13 protein-coding genes and 1 tRNA gene are annotated in these 17,326 nt (G+C 64.8%); 8 read left to right on the forward strand and 6 right to left on the reverse strand.

From position 1 onward, the window contains the following. Positions 1-588: 588 nt before the first annotated feature. Positions 589-2,853: a catalase/peroxidase HPI gene (gene katG, locus AC07Y9_RS25025; RefSeq protein ID WP_102680659.1), complete on the reverse strand. Its 2,265-nt coding sequence runs from the start codon at positions 2,851-2,853 to the stop codon at positions 589-591. A gap of 442 nt (positions 2,854-3,295) precedes the next feature. Here katG and AC07Y9_RS25030 point away from each other — a divergent pair, with 442 nt between their 5' ends. The 3 genes from AC07Y9_RS25030 to AC07Y9_RS25040 all read left to right on the forward strand — a co-directional run bounded on the left by AC07Y9_RS25030 (position 3,296) and on the right by AC07Y9_RS25040 (position 6,488). After that, positions 3,296-3,886 (forward strand): hypothetical protein, encoded by a 591-nt coding sequence (locus tag AC07Y9_RS25030; protein ID WP_009044767.1) that lies wholly within the window; start codon positions 3,296-3,298, stop codon positions 3,884-3,886. A 114-nt stretch (positions 3,887-4,000) separates the two neighbouring features. Then, the gene (locus AC07Y9_RS25035) at positions 4,001-4,777 is read left to right on the forward strand and encodes a nucleotidyltransferase domain-containing protein (RefSeq protein WP_102680658.1); all 777 of its coding nucleotides are present in this window, start codon (positions 4,001-4,003) and stop codon (positions 4,775-4,777) included. Between the two features lie 181 nt (positions 4,778-4,958). Continuing rightward, entirely contained in the window at positions 4,959-6,488 is a 1,530-nt protein-coding gene (locus AC07Y9_RS25040) for a phospholipase effector Tle1 domain-containing protein (RefSeq protein WP_102680657.1), read from the forward strand. A gap of 197 nt (positions 6,489-6,685) precedes the next feature. Here AC07Y9_RS25040 and AC07Y9_RS25045 read toward each other — a convergent pair whose 3' ends face one another. Beyond that, on the reverse strand, positions 6,686-8,110 hold the full coding sequence (locus tag AC07Y9_RS25045; RefSeq protein ID WP_102680656.1) for an MFS transporter: 1,425 nt from the start codon (positions 8,108-8,110) through the stop codon (positions 6,686-6,688). Between the two features lie 140 nt (positions 8,111-8,250). Between AC07Y9_RS25045 and AC07Y9_RS25050 the strand changes: the two genes are divergently transcribed. Next, complete coding sequence (locus tag AC07Y9_RS25050; RefSeq protein ID WP_102680655.1) at positions 8,251-9,141, forward strand: LysR family transcriptional regulator; 891 nt, start codon at positions 8,251-8,253, stop codon at positions 9,139-9,141. Between the two features lie 82 nt (positions 9,142-9,223). On the opposite strand, the gene AC07Y9_RS25055 is transcribed toward AC07Y9_RS25050, so the two are convergent. After that, the gene (locus tag AC07Y9_RS25055; protein WP_102680654.1) at positions 9,224-10,852 is read right to left on the reverse strand and encodes an ATP-binding response regulator; all 1,629 of its coding nucleotides are present in this window, start codon (positions 10,850-10,852) and stop codon (positions 9,224-9,226) included. Between the two features lie 113 nt (positions 10,853-10,965). Between AC07Y9_RS25055 and AC07Y9_RS25060 the strand changes: the two genes are divergently transcribed. Beyond that, complete coding sequence (locus AC07Y9_RS25060; protein WP_102680653.1) at positions 10,966-11,571, forward strand: LuxR C-terminal-related transcriptional regulator; 606 nt, start codon at positions 10,966-10,968, stop codon at positions 11,569-11,571. Positions 11,572-11,677: 106 nt separating this feature from the next. Continuing rightward, positions 11,678-12,340, forward strand: coding sequence for a glutathione S-transferase family protein (locus tag AC07Y9_RS25065; protein WP_102680652.1), 663 nt, complete (start codon positions 11,678-11,680; stop codon positions 12,338-12,340). A gap of 126 nt (positions 12,341-12,466) precedes the next feature. Here the strand turns inward: AC07Y9_RS25065 and AC07Y9_RS25070 are convergent. Beyond that, positions 12,467-12,541: transfer RNA gene (locus AC07Y9_RS25070), tRNA-Gln, on the reverse strand. A gap of 428 nt (positions 12,542-12,969) precedes the next feature. Here AC07Y9_RS25070 and AC07Y9_RS25075 point away from each other — a divergent pair. Further along, complete coding sequence (locus tag AC07Y9_RS25075) at positions 12,970-14,682, forward strand: amidase (protein WP_102680651.1); 1,713 nt, start codon at positions 12,970-12,972, stop codon at positions 14,680-14,682. Between the two features lie 130 nt (positions 14,683-14,812). On the opposite strand, the gene AC07Y9_RS25080 is transcribed toward AC07Y9_RS25075, so the two are convergent. Next, positions 14,813-15,292 (reverse strand): YybH family protein, encoded by a 480-nt coding sequence (locus AC07Y9_RS25080; protein WP_102680650.1) that lies wholly within the window; start codon positions 15,290-15,292, stop codon positions 14,813-14,815. 16 nt (positions 15,293-15,308) lie between these two features. Then, positions 15,309-16,295 carry a zinc-binding alcohol dehydrogenase family protein gene (locus AC07Y9_RS25085; protein ID WP_102680649.1) on the reverse strand — a complete coding sequence of 329 codons (987 nt, stop codon included), beginning with the start codon at positions 16,293-16,295 and terminating at the stop codon, positions 15,309-15,311. 132 nt (positions 16,296-16,427) lie between these two features. Between AC07Y9_RS25085 and AC07Y9_RS25090 the strand changes: the two genes are divergently transcribed. Beyond that, positions 16,428-17,315, forward strand: a complete 888-nt coding sequence (locus tag AC07Y9_RS25090) for a LysR family transcriptional regulator (RefSeq protein WP_102680648.1) — start codon at positions 16,428-16,430, stop codon at positions 17,313-17,315. Positions 17,316-17,326 lie beyond the last annotated feature (11 nt).

Genomic DNA, 17,326 nt, shown 5'->3' on the forward strand with positions numbered 1-17,326 from the left:
GAACTTGGCGTCCAATACCAAGCGTCAACCGCACCTTGCACTACCTGGACTGATACCTGGCTCCGCCACGGAAATGACTGAGCAATCCAGCGCTGCTCATCTGCCCAGGCAGCACATCAGGGCAGCAGCCTATTTGTAAAAATGCACGAGGGTCAACTCCGCACTCACACCACTTGCATGTTCTCGATGCCTGATCTGATGGGCCTGTGGCCGCCACATCAGGCGTCCAAATCAGGCTTGCCACCATACCTAAAGAGACGAAGGTATAGGGGTAGGAATTATCCAAAATTGCCGTAAGGAAAACCTGATCCTGATCAGATCAAATGCACTTGAGTAGTCAGAGAAAGGACAGGTTATCGACACGTTCAAGAGATGGATATCCCCGTCCTGTGCCAATGAGCCCAGGCAATCGCCACCCCGCGAACAGTCGCCGCACCTTCCCCTCGGACAAAAAAACGCCTCCACACTGGGAGGCGTCAGCAACTTTCAAAACACCGAATGGTTTATGACGCGCCTACCTCAGGCCTGGTGCCCCCGACCTGAACCATCAGGTCGAGAGCCCTGTTTCCAGACCTCAAGGCGCCCTCCTCACCGCAAATCAAACCGATCCAGATTCATCACCTTGACCCAGGCCGCGACAAAGTCCTTCACGAACTGCTCCTGCCCATCCGCGCTGGCATAGAACTCGGCCAGGGCCCGCAACTGGGCGTTGGAGCCGAAGACCAGGTCGACGCGGGTGCCGGTCCATTTGACCTGGCCGGTCTTGCGGTCGCGGGCTTCGAACTCTTGTTGGGCGTCGGAGACAGGTTTCCATTCCACGCCCATGTCCAGCAGGTTGACGAAGAAGTCGTTGGTCAGCGCGCCCGGCCGTGTGGTGAAGACGCCATGGGGGGTGTGGCCGACGTTGATGTCGAGTACGCGCAGGCCGCCGATCAGCACCGTCATTTGGGGGGCGGTGAGGGTCAGCAGTTGCGCCTTGTCGATCAGCAGCGCTTCGGCCGGTACCGCGTAGCGGGTCTTGAGGTAGTTGCGAAAGCCATCGGCGATGGGTTCGAGGTAGCCGAACGACTCGACGTCCGTCTGCTCCTGGCTGGCGTCCATGCGCCCAGGGGAGAACGGTACGTTGATGTCGAGGCCGGCGTTTTTCGCGGCCTGTTCGATGCCGGCGCTGCCGCCGAGCACGATCAGGTCGGCCAGGGAGATTTTCTTGCCACCGGATTGCGCACTGTTGAAGTCCTTCTGGACCCCTTCGAGGGTCGCCAGCACCTTGGCCAATTGCTCGGGCTGATTGACTGGCCAGTCCTTTTGCGGGGCCAGGCGCAGGCGCCCGCCGTTGGCGCCGCCGCGTTTGTCGGAGCCACGGAAGCTGAACGCCGCCGCCCAGGCGGTGGACACCAGTTGCGACACCGACAGGCCCGAGGCCAGCAATTTGGCCTTGAGTGCGGCGATATCGCTGTCGTTGACCAGGGCATGGTCCACCGCGGGGATCGGGTCTTGCCACAGTAATTCTTCGTGGGGCAGTTCCGGGCCCAGGTAGCGCGAGAGCGGGCCCATGTCGCGGTGGATCAACTTGAACCAGGCGCGGGCGAAAGCGTCGGCCAGTTGATCGGGGTTCGCCAGGAAGCGTCGCGAGATCGGCTCGTAGATCGGGTCGAAGCGCAGCGACAGGTCGGTGGTCAGCATGGTCGGGTTGCGCCGCTTGGAGGGGTCGTGGGCATCTGGGATGATGCCGGCGCCGGCACCACCTTTGGGCGTCCACTGGTGCGCGCCCGCCGGGCTCTTGGTCAGTTCCCACTCAAAGCCGAACAGGTTCTCCAGGTAGTTGTTGCTCCAGCGGGTGGGCGTGGTGGTCCAGGTCACTTCCAGGCCGCTGGTGATGGTGTCGGCGCCCTTGCCGGTGCCGAAGGTGCTCTTCCAGCCCAGGCCCTGCAGTTCCAGGCCGGCGGCTTCGGGTTCGGCGCCAACGTTGTCGGCGGGGCCGGCGCCGTGGGTCTTGCCGAAGGCGTGGCCGCCGGCGATCAGGGCCACGGTTTCTTCGTCGTTCATCGCCATGCGGCCGAAGGTTTCACGGATATCCACCCCGGCGGCCACCGGGTCCGGGTTGCCCTCGGGGCCTTCCGGGTTCACATAGATCAGGCCCATCTGCACCGCGGCCAGGGGGTTTTCCAGGTTGCGTCCCTGGTCGGTGCGGCTTTCTTCATTGCCAGGCTCGGCCACCAGTTGGCCCTCGCCGGGCTCTTGCATGGCGGCTTTATCCGGTTTGCCGTAGCGGGTGTCGCCGCCCAGCCATTTGTTTTCCGAGCCCCAATAGACGTCTTCGTCCGGCTCCCAGGCATCCGGGCGACCGCCGGAAAAACCGAAGGTCCTGAAGCCCATGGATTCCAGGGCGACGTTGCCGGTGAGCACGATCAGATCGGCCCAGGAGATGTTGCGGCCGTACTTCTGCTTGATCGGCCACAGCAGCCGGCGCGCCTTGTCGAGGCTGACGTTGTCCGGCCAGCTGTTGAGCGGCGCGAAACGCTGCTGGCCGGAACCGGCCCCGCCACGGCCATCACCGACGCGGTAGGTCCCGGCGCTGTGCCAGGCCATGCGGATGAACAGCGGTCCATAGTGGCCGAAGTCGGCGGGCCACCAGTCCTGGGAGTCGGTCATCAGCGCATGCAGGTCTTGTTTCAGGGCCTGGAAGTCCAGGCTTTTGAAGGCTTCGGCATAGTTGAAGTCCTCGCCCATGGGGTCGGACAGGGACGAGTGCTGGTGCAGGATCTTCAGGTTCAGTTGGTTCGGCCACCAGTCGCGGTTGGTCGTGCCACCGCCGGCGGCATGGTTGAACGGGCATTTCGATTCGTTTGCCATGAGGAGCTACCTTTGGTCGTATTCATCCAGCTATCCGGCCCGGATGGGCGCGAAATAGCGACAGGCGAAAGCAATGACATAGGTTGCGGGGCTCACAGTTCGCTCAACTGATGGGTGTGGCCACAGGGCATGCTGCAGAGCGGCAAGCGAGTTGCCAGGACGGTGGCCCACGGTAAGCCCAGTACGCTTCTGACTCGTTTTTCGTTATCTCTCGATCAGGTCTCATCCGGCCGGCTCGCGCCAGCGCTGAATTAAGGCTAGCCCCTCTGTGGCGGATCGCTAATAGCCGGACTATTGGTTGTTGATAGGGACAAGCTTTTACCCGGGGCCCAAGGCCGAAGCCAATGATAGGGACAGCGCCCGCGGGGGCCTCTGGCGTTTTTTTCGACTGATGCCCCGCCTTTTTCGTCCGCCCGACGCGTACAGAGCACGGGAGAAGACCATGAACCAGCGTCCACGTTGCACGGCCATCCACGAAGCCGGCCACGCCCTGGCCTTCTGGTGGAACGGTCAGCCGATCGCCCGCATTACCGTGCGCACCAGGGCCGAAGCCGACGCGGGTCCGATGCTCGATCTGCGCGGCAACCCGCGCTATGTAGAGGGGTTGGTGGAAGCCGATTACCTGGTCCCGCGCCCGGCCTTCGACGCCCCGGGGATCGCCGAATACCTGCCGTCGATGGTCGAGTCCATCGAGCGCGACCTGCTGCATTGCTTTGCCGGCCCGGTAGCCGAAGCGATCTATCGCCATGGCCGATCCGACAGGCTGATAAAAGGCAGCGGCCGCGGCGACCTGAGCCGCGGCCATGAGCTGATCAGCCTGCTGCCGCCACGCAAGCTGCTCGACGCCGAATCCCGGGCCATGGCCCGCGCCAGCTGCCTGGTGCATCGCTACTGGCCAGCGGTCGGCGCGGTGGCGGACCTGCTGCAAGAGCGCGGCATGGTCGAGGGGGAAACCATCACGGCGCTGCTGTGCGCGATCAGCGGCGAGTCGCCGACGCCCCTCGGTAACGATCTGGCAAGCCTCGACCCGTGACGGCGTGGCGTTGAACCGCGCCGGCTTGCACGATCCGTGAAGTCAGCCAGACTGTCTGCCAACCGCCCGCCTGGCCCGGGCGGTTTTCATCGCCATTGCCCCATCGAGATCACCATGTCGCAGTACCCAGGCGTCGACGCCGAAGGTTTTATCCAGTCCCTGCCCGACCAGCCGTTGCAACCGGCGTTCAGCCACCTGGTGGATGAGTTGCGCGCGATGCTCTCGCGGCGTTTTCCGGCGCTGCTCGATGGCCTGTACCTCTACGGCAGCGTGGCCCGTGGCGACGCGCGGCCGGGCACCTCCGACCTGGATGTGACCCTGGTCCTGGCCTGGGCACCGAGCCCCGAGGAGCGCCAGCGGCTGGAGCAGACTCGGCAGGCGCTGGAGGCGCGGCACCCGGAAGTGTCGAAGATCGATTTCGACATCGGCGTGCTCAGCGAGGTGCTGGCGCCCGACAATCGCTACCGCTGGGGTTTCTGGCTCAAGCATCAGTGCCGCTGCATCTGGGGCAATGACCTGGGGCTGCGCTTCGAGCCTTTCCGCCCGAGCCGGACCATCGCCCTGGCGCTGAATGGCGACTTCCCCCAGGTGCTGGAAGGCTACGCACAGCAGCTGGAACAAAGCCGCGAACCGTTGCAGCAGCAACGCCTGCAACGGGCCGCGGCGCGCAAGGCGCTGCGTTCGGCCAACCTGCTGCGCGGCGAGCAGGAACGCGGCTGGCCGACCACCTTGGAGGAGCATGCGCAGCTGCTGACCGCGGCCGAGCCTGGGATGGCCGAGTACGCCGCGTTCTTCCTCAAGCAGGCCTATGTTTCCCAGGGTTCGGTGAGTGAATTCGTGCGGCGGTTGCGGGCCTACAGCGCGTTGCTGGCAGGGGAAAGCGTGGGGTGATTCCTGGCCCGCCCTCTCCGCTCATGGCGCTGGCGTCGCTTTGGGGAACCTGATTCCGACCCGATGATGGCATTTTGACAACCTTCGACTAGGTTCACTTGAACAGCCAGCGGGGCACCCTCACCGGCCTCCATCGGCTGTATTGCCACGCCATCCGTATCCGGTCACGGAGACCTTCGATATGCGCATCGCCCTTCTGTTGAGCCTCGCCCTCCTGTCAGCCTGTTCCACCTCGCAGTACAGCGCGATCAACCTGCAAACCACACAAACCCTGGACCGCCAGCTACTGGCAAAAACCCGAATATCCCCCCAGGCAGCAAAGACACCAGAATGTAAGGATTCCGACGCCAAAGCCGCCGGGGGCGTCGAAGACGGCTACCGCAAAGTCCGCAAACTCTGGCAGCGACTCAACAAGTGCCTGTACAACAACCAAGGCCCCAGAAAACTGGTGGTGCTGCTCGATGGCACGGAAAACACCAAAAAGGACAACACCAATATCTGGCGCATGTATAACCAGGCGCTCGAACAGGCCAATAGCGGGGCCAGGGTCATTCCTTATTACGACAAGGGCGTGGCCACCAGTATTACTACTCCCTTCGGTGCCCTGTTCGGCAGCGGGGTCAGCCTGAATATCCGCCAGGCCTACCGCTTTCTGATCGAAGCGTACCGACCCGGTGACGAGATCTATATCTTCGGGTTCAGCCGGGGAGCCTTCACCGCACGTTCGTTGAACGGTTTTATCGAAGTCGCCGGCCTGCCCAGCAACCTGAAGGCCGATTACTGGGACAACAGCCTCCTGTGGGGCTGGACCGGCCATATGCACGATGTGGTCGAAGACATGTACGACATCTACAAGTCGCGCAACGATGGTGTACCCGGCTTCGATGACACGCTGCGCAAGCGCCTGAAGAACTATCAAGACGCCAACGGCATCCGGGTCTACGGAGACGACCCGGCTAAAAAAGACGAAAAAAAGGTCGTGGTCAAAGTCATCGGGGTATTCGACACCGTACCGGCGGTGGGCAGCAACCTGAAGGAAGAGCCCGACGAACACCGCCTGGAGCTGTATGCCGAGCGCGGTTACCACGCCATGTCCCTGGACGAACAGAGGGCCTCGTTCCGCCTGCTGCGCTTCGGCCTGCAGCAATCGAAATCACAGGTACTGGAAGAGGTATGGTTCGCCGGCGCACATGCCGATGTGGGGGGCGGTTACCTGAATGCCCCGGACACCGCCAAGTGCGGTGAAAGCCCGTATGCCAAGGGCGGCCAGGGGCTGGAGACCATCCCGCTGCGCTGGATGCTGAAGAACCTCGAGAGCGACGGCCTATTCGCCAACAGTACGAGCTGGCCGGCCGAGTGCATCGGCGGTCCGCTGCATGATGAATTCCACGATGCCAAATACGTGATCAGTTCCGCCTACAAGGAAGCCGGGCTGATTCGCCGCAAACCGGTGGAACGAGACAAGGTCCATGCCAGTGTGTTTCTGAGAATGGACATCCCCCAATTGAAGGCGCCTCATCCCTTGCGCGAACCCGAGGCCCGCTACGACCCGATCAACCTGGGTTACGCCAGGCGCGAGCGCTGCCAGAACGACGACCTGGAGCGCAACTACACCATTGTCGGCACCTACAAAGCCAACTGCACAACCACCAACGGCACCGTCAGGAAAGGCGCAAACAACGACGCGGTGAACGTCGAGAGCGCCCAATAAAACCACCGGACCAGGAACGGCCAGCGATTGTCCCACGCAATCGCAGCCGCTCCCCGCCACGCCTCTGTAGGAGCGAGGCTTGCCCGCGATGACGGACTCTGGTTCGACGCAAGAAGCGGGTTGTATGTAATGGCTCTATCGCGGGCAAGCCTCGCTCCTACAGAAGATGTTTGCGGTCGGCTGACGCTGCCTCCGGGCTAAACCGTCGAATCCACTGCCTGCCGCCCACGCAGCTGGCCGGCCAGCGCAACAGACAACGCCATGACCACCAGCCCCGCGGCCAGGCCGAAGGTGAACCCCACTCCGCGGGCGACGCCCTCGGCGCTTGCCGTTGCCGGGTCTCCAGCCGCTGCGGCAAATACCGCGCCCATCAACGAGGCGCCGGTGATCAGCCCGAGGTTGCGCGACAGGTTGAGCAGGCCGGAAATCACCCCGCGCTGCTCGGCGCCCACCTCGCTCATCACCGCGGTGTTGTTGGCGGTCTGAAACGTCGCATAGCCCAGGGTGATGACAACGATGGGCGCCAGGTAGCCGCCAATGCCCAGGCTCGCCGGCAGCAAGGCCAGCATCAGGCAACCGAGGACCATGGCGCCGAGGCCGGCGAGAATCATCGGCCGCACGCCCAAACGATCGGCGATGCGCCCGGCCGGCACGCCGCTCAGCGCGGTGACACAGGGGCCGAGCGACATCGCCAGGCCCACCGCGAAGGTTTCCAGCCCGAGCCCGTGGGCCAGGTAAAAAGGCCCGACCACCAGCGTCGCCATCATCACCGTCGAGACCAGCGCACTCATGGCCAGGCTGCCGCTCAAGGCCGCATCGCGAAACAGCGCCAGGCGTATCAGCGGCGCGGCCACCCGCGCTTCCACCCAGACAAACAGGCCAGCCGCCATCAGCGCCGCCAACAGCAGCCCGGCGTTGAGCAGGCCGAAATGGCCGCGGCCCAGGGTCATGGCCAGCCCGTAGGCCAGCAGCGTGAGGGCCAGCAGCAAGGTGCCCAGCGGATCGAACGCGCCTCGTTCAAGGGCGCGCGCCCGGCCAGCAGCCGGCAGATACCAATAAGCCAGCACCCAGGTCAGCCCGCCCAACGGCACGCAGGCCAGGAACAACGCCTGCCAGCCGAACCCGGCGATCAATCCCCCGCCCAGGGACGGGCCGAGGGCGGTGCCGATCGCCGACATCGTGCCCAGCAGGCCCATGGCGCTGCCGGTGCGGGCCTTGCTGACCGTCTCGCCAACCAGGGCCAGGGTCAGCGCCATCATGATCGCCGCGCCGACGCCCTGCAGTGCCCGGGCGCCGATCAGCATCCCCAGCGTCGGGGCGGCGGCGCAGAGCATCGAGGCCAGGGTGAACAGCAGGATCCCCACCAGCAGCAGGCGCCGCCGTCCCAACAGGTCACCGAGCCGGCCGACACTGACGATCAGCGCGGTCATCGCCAGCAGGTAGGCAAGGACCACCCACTGCACCTGCTGGAAGCTCGCCCCGAACGCCTGCACCAGGGTCGGCAAGCCTACGTTGGCGATGCTGGTGCCCAGCGACGCCAGCAACATCGACAGCGACAGGCTGGCCAGCGCCCAGCCGGCTGACACAACGTCCGGTTTTGTTCCGCTACTGACTGGCTTCACTCTGCACTCCCGTTCTGACCCGCGCGAAACGGCGCTGTCGCCAATCTAGCCCGCGGTCTAACATGGCGGAAGACGCAACCCTTGCAGGTTATTCGTGCGCCTGACGCCATCTCACTTTTATGCCAGACGGGACCGCCGCCATGTCCACACCCGATCTCAATCTGCTGATCACCCTCGACGTGCTGCTCGCCGAAGGCAGTGTGGCGCGCGCCGCCCAGCGCCTGCGGCTAAGCCCGTCGGCGATGAGTCGGGCCCTGGCGCGCCTGCGCGAAACCACCGGCGATCCGCTGCTGGTGCGCGCCGGCCGCGGCCTGGTGCCGACCCCGCGCGCCCTGGAACTGCGCGAGCGGGTCGGCCATCTGGTGCAGGACGCCGAAGCCATGTTGCGCCCCGTCGAACGGCTCGACCTGCAGCGCCTGGCGCGCACCTTTACCCTGCGCAGCAGCGACGGTTTCGTCGAAAACTTCGGCCCGGCCCTGGTCGCCCGCCTGCGCGCCGAAGCCCCTGGGGTGCGCCTGCATTTCATGCAGAAAACCAGCAAGGACAGCACGCCCCTGCGCGACGGTACGGTCGACCTCGACACCGGCGTGGTGGACGCCAACGCCAGCCCGGAAATCCATACCCGCGCACTGTTCCGCGATCGTTTTATCGGCGTGGTACGCAACGGCCATCCGCTGAGCCGCGGGCCGATCAGCGCCGCCCGTTACGCCGCCGGCGAGCATGTGCTGGTATCGCGCCAGGGCCCAGGTCGCGGGCTGGTGGACGATGCGTTGCAGGCGGCGGGCCTGGCGCGCGATATCGCCACCGTCGTTGGCGGTTTCTCCGCCGCCCTGGCCCTGGTCCGCGCTTCGGACCTGATCGCCGCCGTCCCCGAGCGCCACACCCACAACCTGCGCAGCGGCCTGCACAGCTTCGCCCTGCCGCTGGACACGCCGGAAATCATCGTGTCCATGCTCTGGCATCCACGCATGAACAGCGACCCGGCGCATCGCTGGTTGCGCGACTGTGTGCGGGAGGTGTGTGCACAGTGATCGGGAAAACCCTGGGCAGTCATGTACCGCCACTCCCCTTGCCTCGGCACGGAGAGTGGCCGCTGCTCGCCGAACCGCCCTGTCACACCTCGGGCATGACCGCCGGCGCAGAATGCTGGCGCAGCGCCCGCAAGCTGCCGCGCAGTTCGGCCGGGCGCACCGGCTTGGACAGGATGGCGATATTGCGGTCGTGCAACGCGGCCTGGATCTTCTCCACCTCATGCCCGGTGAGGATCAGCGCCGGCACCGCCCAGCCACGTTGCCGGCGCAGGCTGTCGATGCACTCGATGCCCGTGGCGTGGTTGCCCAGGTCATAGTCGGCGACGATGACGTCGCAGTCGCTGACCAGGTCCCGGCCGCAAAGCTCGGCCTGGACCACGCAGCCCCAGCGCTCGAGCAAGGCCGAGGTGGCCAGCAGCACATTGCGATCATCCTCCACCAGGCACACTTTCAAGCCGGTCAGCAGCCCCGCCTGCCGCGCCTCGTCGAGGCTGGCCGGCTGCAGCTGCGGTGGCGCCAGGGGCAACCCGTACAGGCTCACCGCGGTGCCGTGGCCCAGCCGCGAACGGATCGCCACTTCGAGCCCCATCAACTGCCCCAGGCGCTTGACGATGGACAGGCCCAGGCCCACGCCTTCGACGTCCTTGTCCCGTAGCTCGCGCACGCGATAGAACTCGTCGAACAGGTTCGGCAGGTGTTCCTCGGCAATCCCCCGGCCCTGGTCATAGATGACGATGGCCAGCCCCGCGCCGCGCTGGCGCACGCCAATCAGCACCGGTCGCCGCGCCGCGTACTTGAAGCAGTTGGACAGCACGTTCTGGACCATGGTGGCGAGCAGCGCCGGGTCCGCCCGGACCCAGTGCGAACAGGGGCGCAGGCGCAGCTCGACCCCGGCCCAGCGTGCGGCTTCGGCGTTCTGCCGCATCTGGTCGGCGAGGAATTCGCCCAGGTGCAGGGTCTGGAAACTGGGTTGCACCCGCCCGTTGTCGAGGGTGTAGAGGTCGAGAATCGAGCGGAACAATTGCGAGACGTTGAGCAGCGAGCGGTCGATGTTATCCACCAGGCGCCGCTCTTCGTCACCCAGGCGCGCCTCGCGCAGGCAGGCGGTGAACAGGCCGATGGAGTGGATCGGCTGGCGCAGGTCGTGGCTGGCCTGGGCGAGAAAACGCGACTTTTCCAGGTTGGCGGCAATCGCCTCTTCCGAAGCCTTGCGCGTGCGCTCCAGCAAGATATGGGCGTAGACCGGGATCACCGTGCTGGTGATCAGCAGCATCAGCACCATGAAGGGTTGCGCCTGCCACAGCGGCGTCAGGCGATAGACCACCAACAGCGCCATTAGCGCCAGGGCCGTGGCAATCGCCAGGTAGCGCGAGCCATAGCGCATGCCGTTGCCCAGGTTGACCCAGACCATCACCGCGTACAGCGGCAACGCCGCCTCCCCGCCGACCACCAGGCCGAACGAGGTGCCGGTGTAGTCGTGGACCATGCTCAAGATCCGTCGCGCCGGATAATGCCCGGGCCAGTGCACGATGGCCTGGCGCAGGACGATCGACAGCAGCAGGAACAGGACGATATAGATCACGATCGGCAGGTAGGTATCGACCCGCTGCCCGGGCAGGAAACCCAGCACGCCGATATAGGCCACGGCGCAGGAACCGACAATAATGCGCAGGTTGGCCTGGTCGAGCTCGGTGTTTTTCTCGAATTTCATGGGGAACATCCTTGTGCGCCAGTCGTCGTACTCGACACGAACCACAGGCAGTTGCCTGGCCCGCTGCTAAAGTAGCTGCCTCAAGGAAAGCTCGACCCAAGGAGAGTCACCCCATGGCATGCCGGATTATCATAGCCGACGATCACCCGCTGTTTCGCGAGGGCATGTTGCGCACGGTCCAGCGCCTGCTGCCGGATGCGCTGATCGAACAGGCCGGCGACCTGGACAGGGTACTCGCCCTGACCCGGGCCGGTGACGAACTGGACACGCTGATCCTCGACCTGCGTTTTCCAGGCCTGACCTGCGTCAGCCAGTTGGCCGAGCTGCGCAAGCAATTGCCGCGCACCACCCTGATCGTGGTGTCGATGGTCGACGACCAGGCGCTGATCGGCGAGGTCATGGCCGCCGGCGTCGACGGCTTTATCGGCAAGAACATCGCCCCGGACGAGATCGGCCAGGCGGTCCTGGCCATTCGCCAAGGCGAAGTGCTGGTCAAGTTCGCCCCTTCCGGCCTGCTGCCGCTGGGCACCGGCGCTACCCTGACCGCGCGCCAGCATGAGGTGCTGCGCCTGATCGCCCAGGGCAAGACCAACAAGGAAATCGCCCGCGAACTGGAGATCTCGCCCTTCACCGTGCGCATCCATGTGTCGTCGCTGCTGCGCATCCTCAACGTGCCGTCGCGGGCCGCGGCGGCGGTGAAATACTCAGGGGGGCTGTAGCCCGGCTCGTCGCCTGCCAGCGCGTGGCCGCCAGGGTCGGCCGATAATAGGTGGGTTTCCCTGCTGGCACGTCGTGCGCCCCCACCCTTCATCGAGGAACCGGAACATGCCGCTGACCCTGTATTTCCATCCCCTGTCGTCGTTCTGCCACAAGGTGCTGATCGCCCTGTACGAACACGGCATCGCCTTTGAAAAACGCATCATCGACCTGGCCAACGACGCCGACCGGGCCGAGCTGCAAAGCCTGTGGCCGCTGGGCAAGTTCCCGGTCATCCGCGATCACGCCCGGCAGCGCGATGTGCCGGAATCGAGTGTGATCATCGAGTACCTGGACCGGTTTTATCGGGGCCGGCAGCCGTTGATTCCGGATGATTGGGACAGCGCGCTGGAAGTCCGGCTGTGGGACCGTTTTTTCGATTGCCATGTCCAGGGGCCGATGCAGCGGATAGTCGCCGATCGCCTGTATGGCACCCACGGCGACCTGAGCCGGGAACGCGCAGCCCTGCTGAGCGCATACACCATGCTCGAACAGCGCCTGGCCTCGAGGATCTGGGTAGCTGGCCCGGATTTCAGCCTGGCCGATTGCGCCGCCGCCCCGGCCTTGTTCTATGCCAGCACGCTGGTGGCCTTTGCCGATGACCATCGCCACCTGAGCGCCTATTTCGAGCGGCTGATACAGCGCCCCTCGTTCCAACGGGTCATCGACGAAGCCCGGCCCTACTTTGTCCATTACCCGTTTGCCGAGGCCATCGCGCCGCGCTTTCGCTAGCCGCCGGACCAGAGCTGAGGTGATGGGAGTATTCCGGGCACACAAAAACGGGCCGCTTGAGCATCCGGATGGAGCCGAGGCCGTACCTTGAGGGAGCGTTTGATAAATAGAGGGAGGGATGAGAGATGGCAGGGGCGGCTGGATTCGAACCAACGCATGGCAGGATCAAAACCTGCTGCCTTACCGCTTGGCGACGCCCCTATCTCTGCTGTTGCTTGCTTTCACTGCAAGCCCCGTGGGGGCCTCTGCAAGAACGCGCGGAAATTTATCAACTTTTTCGTCGTCTGTGAAGTCAAAGATGCATAAATTTGTTTTTAAAACAGCTACTTACTTTTTGGGGCCTGAGTGAGGTAAAAACCGCCGATGCCCGGCAACCGCTATACGGCGGGCGCCAGTCGCCGATCAGCCGCCAACAACGACGGCGAAACCTTTAACAATTCCCCGCCGGCAACTTGGTGCAAAATACCCCGCTCAGGTTGTAGCCCAGCCCCAGTCGCGTCGTGCCGCGCAACGAGAACCGATATGAACACCCATTGTGAGATAAGCGATGTGCCCAAGCCGCCCAAACCCCAGTGCCAGTGTGATGGCAACTTTCACTACATCGCCCCTCAGCAGCCGGCGGTAACAGCATGATCGAAGTCACCGAGGTTTCCATTGCCCAACTGCGCGCCGCGCTCGAATCAGGCCAGACCACGGCGGTCGAACTGGTCCAGGCCTATCTCGCCAGGATCGATGCCTACGACGGCCCCGACACGCCTACCGCCCTCAATGCGGTAGTGGTACGCAACCCCGACGCGCTCAAGGAAGCCCAGGCCTCCGACGCCCGCCGGGCCAGGGGCGAAACCCTGGGTCCGCTCGATGGCATTCCCTACACCGCCAAGGACAGCTATCTGGTCAAGGGCCTCACCGCGGCTTCCGGCAGCCCCGCCTTCGCCAGGCTGATCGCCTATCGCGACGCATTCACCATCGAACGGCTGCGCGCCGCCGGGGCGATCTGCCTGGGCAAGACCAATATGCCGCCCATGGCCAACGGCGGCATGCAGCGCGGGGTCTATGGCCGCGCGGAAAGCCCGTACAACGCCGCCTACCTCACCGCGCCCTTCGCCTCGGGCTCGTCGAACGGCGCCGGGACTGCCACCGCCGCCAGCTTCGCCGCCTTTGGCCTGGCGGAGGAAACCTGGTCCAGCGGTCGCGGCCCGGCCTCGAACAACGGCTTGTGTGCCTACACCCCGTCGCGCGGGGTGATCTCGGTGCGCGGCAACTGGCCGCTGACCCCGACCATGGACGTGGTAGTGCCCTATGCCCGGACCATGGCCGATCTGCTCGAAGTGCTCGACGTGGTGGTCGCCGAGGACCCGGACACCCGTGGCGATCTGTGGCGCCTGCAACCCTGGGTGCCGATTCCCAGCGTGGCCTCGGTGCGCCCGGCTTCCTATCAGGAACTGGCCGCCAGCAGCAGCGCCCTGGCCGGCAAGCGCTTCGGCGTGCCACGCATGTACATCAACGCCGACCCTGAGGCGGGCACCAGCGAGGCACCGGGAATCGGTGGCCCGACCGGACAACGCATCGACACCCGCCCTTCGGTGATCGGCCTCTGGCAGCAGGCGCGCCAGGCGCTCGAAGCCGCCGGCGCCGAGGTGCTCGAAGTGGATTTCCCCCTGGTGTCCAATTGCGAGGGCGATCGCCCCGGCGCGCCGACGGTGTTCAACCGCGGCCTGGTGTCCAAAGAGTTCCTGCACCATGAGTTGTGGGACCTGACCGCCTGGGCCTTCGATGACTTCCTGCAAGCCAACGGCGACCCGCAGCTCAATCGCCTGGTGGATGTCGATGGCCCGCTGATATTCCCTCACGACCCGGGCACCCTGCCCAACCGCGAAGGCGACCTGGCCGCCGGCATGGACGAGTACGTGAAGATGGCCGAGCGCGGCATCACCCCCTGGGATCAGATCCCCACCGTGCCCGACGGTCTGCGTGGCCTGGAGAAAACCCGCAAGCTCGACCTCGAGGACTGGATGGACCGTCTCGGCCTTGATGCGGTGATCTTCCCCACCGTGGCCGACGTCGGCCCGGCCAATGCCGATGTCGACCCGGCGTCCGCGGACATTGCCTGGAGCAATGGCGTCTGGGTAGCCAACGGCAACCTCGCCATCCGCCACCTGGGCGTGCCCACGGTCACCGTGCCGATGGGCGTCATGCCAGACATCGGCATGCCCATCGGCCTGACCTTCGCCGGCCGCGCCTACGACGATTCGAACCTGCTGCGCCTGGCGGCGGCCTACGAGTCCACCGGCAGCAAACGCCTGATTCCGCCGCGCACTCCGGCGTTGCTGGCGGGCAAGTAATCGGCGGGTAAACAAGCAAGGGCGGGATGGAGCATGACCAGTTCCAATCCCACCCGCTAACAGCGCGCTTGAACACCGAGCCCCATCCGTGGCCTGTTCCAAGGCAGCGCCGCGCCTCTGCTTCCTTCAGCTACTTGCGTGGCTGGGTGGTCGAGAAGATATAGCGTGCAAAACGCCATTGGCCATCGCTTTCTCGATGCAACAGGAAAACCTCCTGATTGCCTTCACTGGCGGCAGGCTGATCCCCCTTCAGCAACTTCACCGTACCGTTGGAACGGGTCCGGGCGAACGCCCAGTCCCGTGACAGCGGTTGGATTTCATCGATGGTGAAACGCACGTCGAGCCTGAGCAGGTCGAAGATCTGCCGATACGCCGCGCGTATCGCGTCACTTCCCACGGCCGGCGGGCTGTTCTGCGGCATAAACACCGCGTCGCCGGCATACAGGGTCATGACGTGGTCGAGGTCGGATGCGTTCAACGCCGTTTCATAGCGCTTGAGCTGTTGGGTGACCGCCGCCGTCACACCTGCCTCGGCGGCTGGCTGGGCAGCCTGGGCCGCCAGGGGCAGCAACAGGCTGGCAAGCACCAATGTGATCAATCGAATACCCATGATGTTTTCCTTGAGATCAAAGCACGACGACGAGCTTGCCCAGTGCGCGATCGCTTTCTATCAGGCGATGCGCCTCGCGGACTTCGTCAAAGGCAAAGGTTCGGGTATGGATGGACGGTATGCGCTGGGCGGCGAGTTCCTTGGCCAGCCACGACAGCGGAGTGTCCTGCAAGGGCAGGGCCGGCGTACCGAACAAGCCGCTCGGGAAGAAGTTCAGACGCACGCCCGCGGGCAGGTCCTGCATCAGGTGGAACTGCTCCAGAATCGGCGCGCCGCCGAGCAGCCCGATCACGCTCACCGCACCGAAGGGGCGCAGGGTCTTGAGGGTATCTCGCAGCGTGGGCGCGCCAACGACTTCCAGGGCCGCATCGACCCCAGCAGACGCGATTTCGCGGATGCGCGGGGCGATATCGCCGTTGTCGACCACCACCACGTCGGCCCCTGCCTGGTAAAGGCGCTGGCTGTTTTCCGGGTTGCGGGTGGTGGCGATGACTTTTAATCCACGAGCCTTGGCATAGGTGATGGCGGCCAGGCCAACCGATGAGGTGCCTCCGCGAACCAGCAAGGTCTGGCCCTTCTGGATGCCCAGGCTCTTGTCCAGCGCACCCCATACCGTGAGGTAGGCCTCCGGCAGCGTAGCCAGTTGTTCCCAGGACAAAGAAGTGTCATCCAGCGCAATCACGTTGCTGCGTAGCACCGTCACCTGCTCGGCGTAGCTGCCATTGCGGGTGAACTGCATGCCGCCCATGGCCGTGACCACCCGCTGGCCCGTGCGCAACAGACCCGAGGGGTCCTGGATGACTTCACCTACCGCCTCGATGCCCGGCACCCGAGGTGCGCTGATGGCGCCCATCTTGCCAGCGCGCAGATAGGTTTCGGCGCGGTTGAGACCAAAGGCGCGGACGCGGATCTGGACTTCGTCGGCCGTCGGCTCGGGGGACGGGATATCCCGCAATTGCAGGACTTGCGGGCCACCGGTCTGTTCGATCACATAAGCTTTCATGCTGGAATTCCTCAAGTACGCTGTGGGTCGGAGCGATTGCCGTCAAGGCAGTGGCGTCACTATCCTTCAAGCGAAACTGGAAGATAATCCACACAACAGATAGTCTTCCTCTCATAAGCGAGAGGATCAGCCATGGACTTCAACGCCGTCCGGATGTTTGTCAGCGTGGCGCAGGCCGGCAGCCTTTCCGCCGCCGCCGAGCGCCTGGAGATTCCCCTGCCCACCTTGAGCCGACGCATTCGCGAGCTCGAACAGCAGTTGAAAGTGCAACTGCTCGAACGCTCGGTACGGGGTACCAAGCTCACCGACTCGGGGGCGCGCCTGTACGAACACGCCAGCCGCGGTATCGAGGCGCTGATCGAAGGGGAACAGGCGGTGATCAGCGATCAGGCCCTGTTGAAAGGCCGCTTGCGGCTGTCGTTGCCGCCCTCGTTCGAACCCTGGTGGGATGTGCTGTCGGCGTTCCAGCGCCGCTACCCGCAGGTCGAGGTCAGCGTCCATACCACGGAGCGGCGCATCGACCTCATCGAAGACGGCGTGGATGTAGCGCTGCGGGTCGGCGCGATTACCCATGAGACCATGGTCGCCCGCCGCCTGCTGAGCTATCGCCACCTGCTGGTAGCCAGCCCGGCGTTGCTTGAGCGGCTGGGCCCGCCCCGCAGCGTCGAGGCGCTGAATGCTTACCCCTGCGGAGTCTGGAGCCAGGGCAGCCCGGGGACCTGGCAGTTGGGAGAGGTGGCCTTCAAGCCCAGGGCCATGCTCGCCACCAACGACTATGCGCACCTGCGCAGCCGGGCGCTGGCCGGTGACCTGGTGACGGAGCTGCCGCCCTTCCTCGCGGCGCGTGCCATCCGCGAAGGCCGGCTGCTGGCGCTGCTGCCCGACTATCCCTTGCCCGAGCAGCAAATCAATCTGCTCTACCCGTCCCACCGTCACCCCTCGGCCATCGTGCGGGCGTACCTGGACTTCTCCCAGGGGTACATGGGCTATCTGACAGAGGTATCGTCCACCCAGCAGTGATCGATCCTGAG

The sequence above is a fragment of the Pseudomonas sp. GW456-L12 genome, assembly GCF_059424045.1.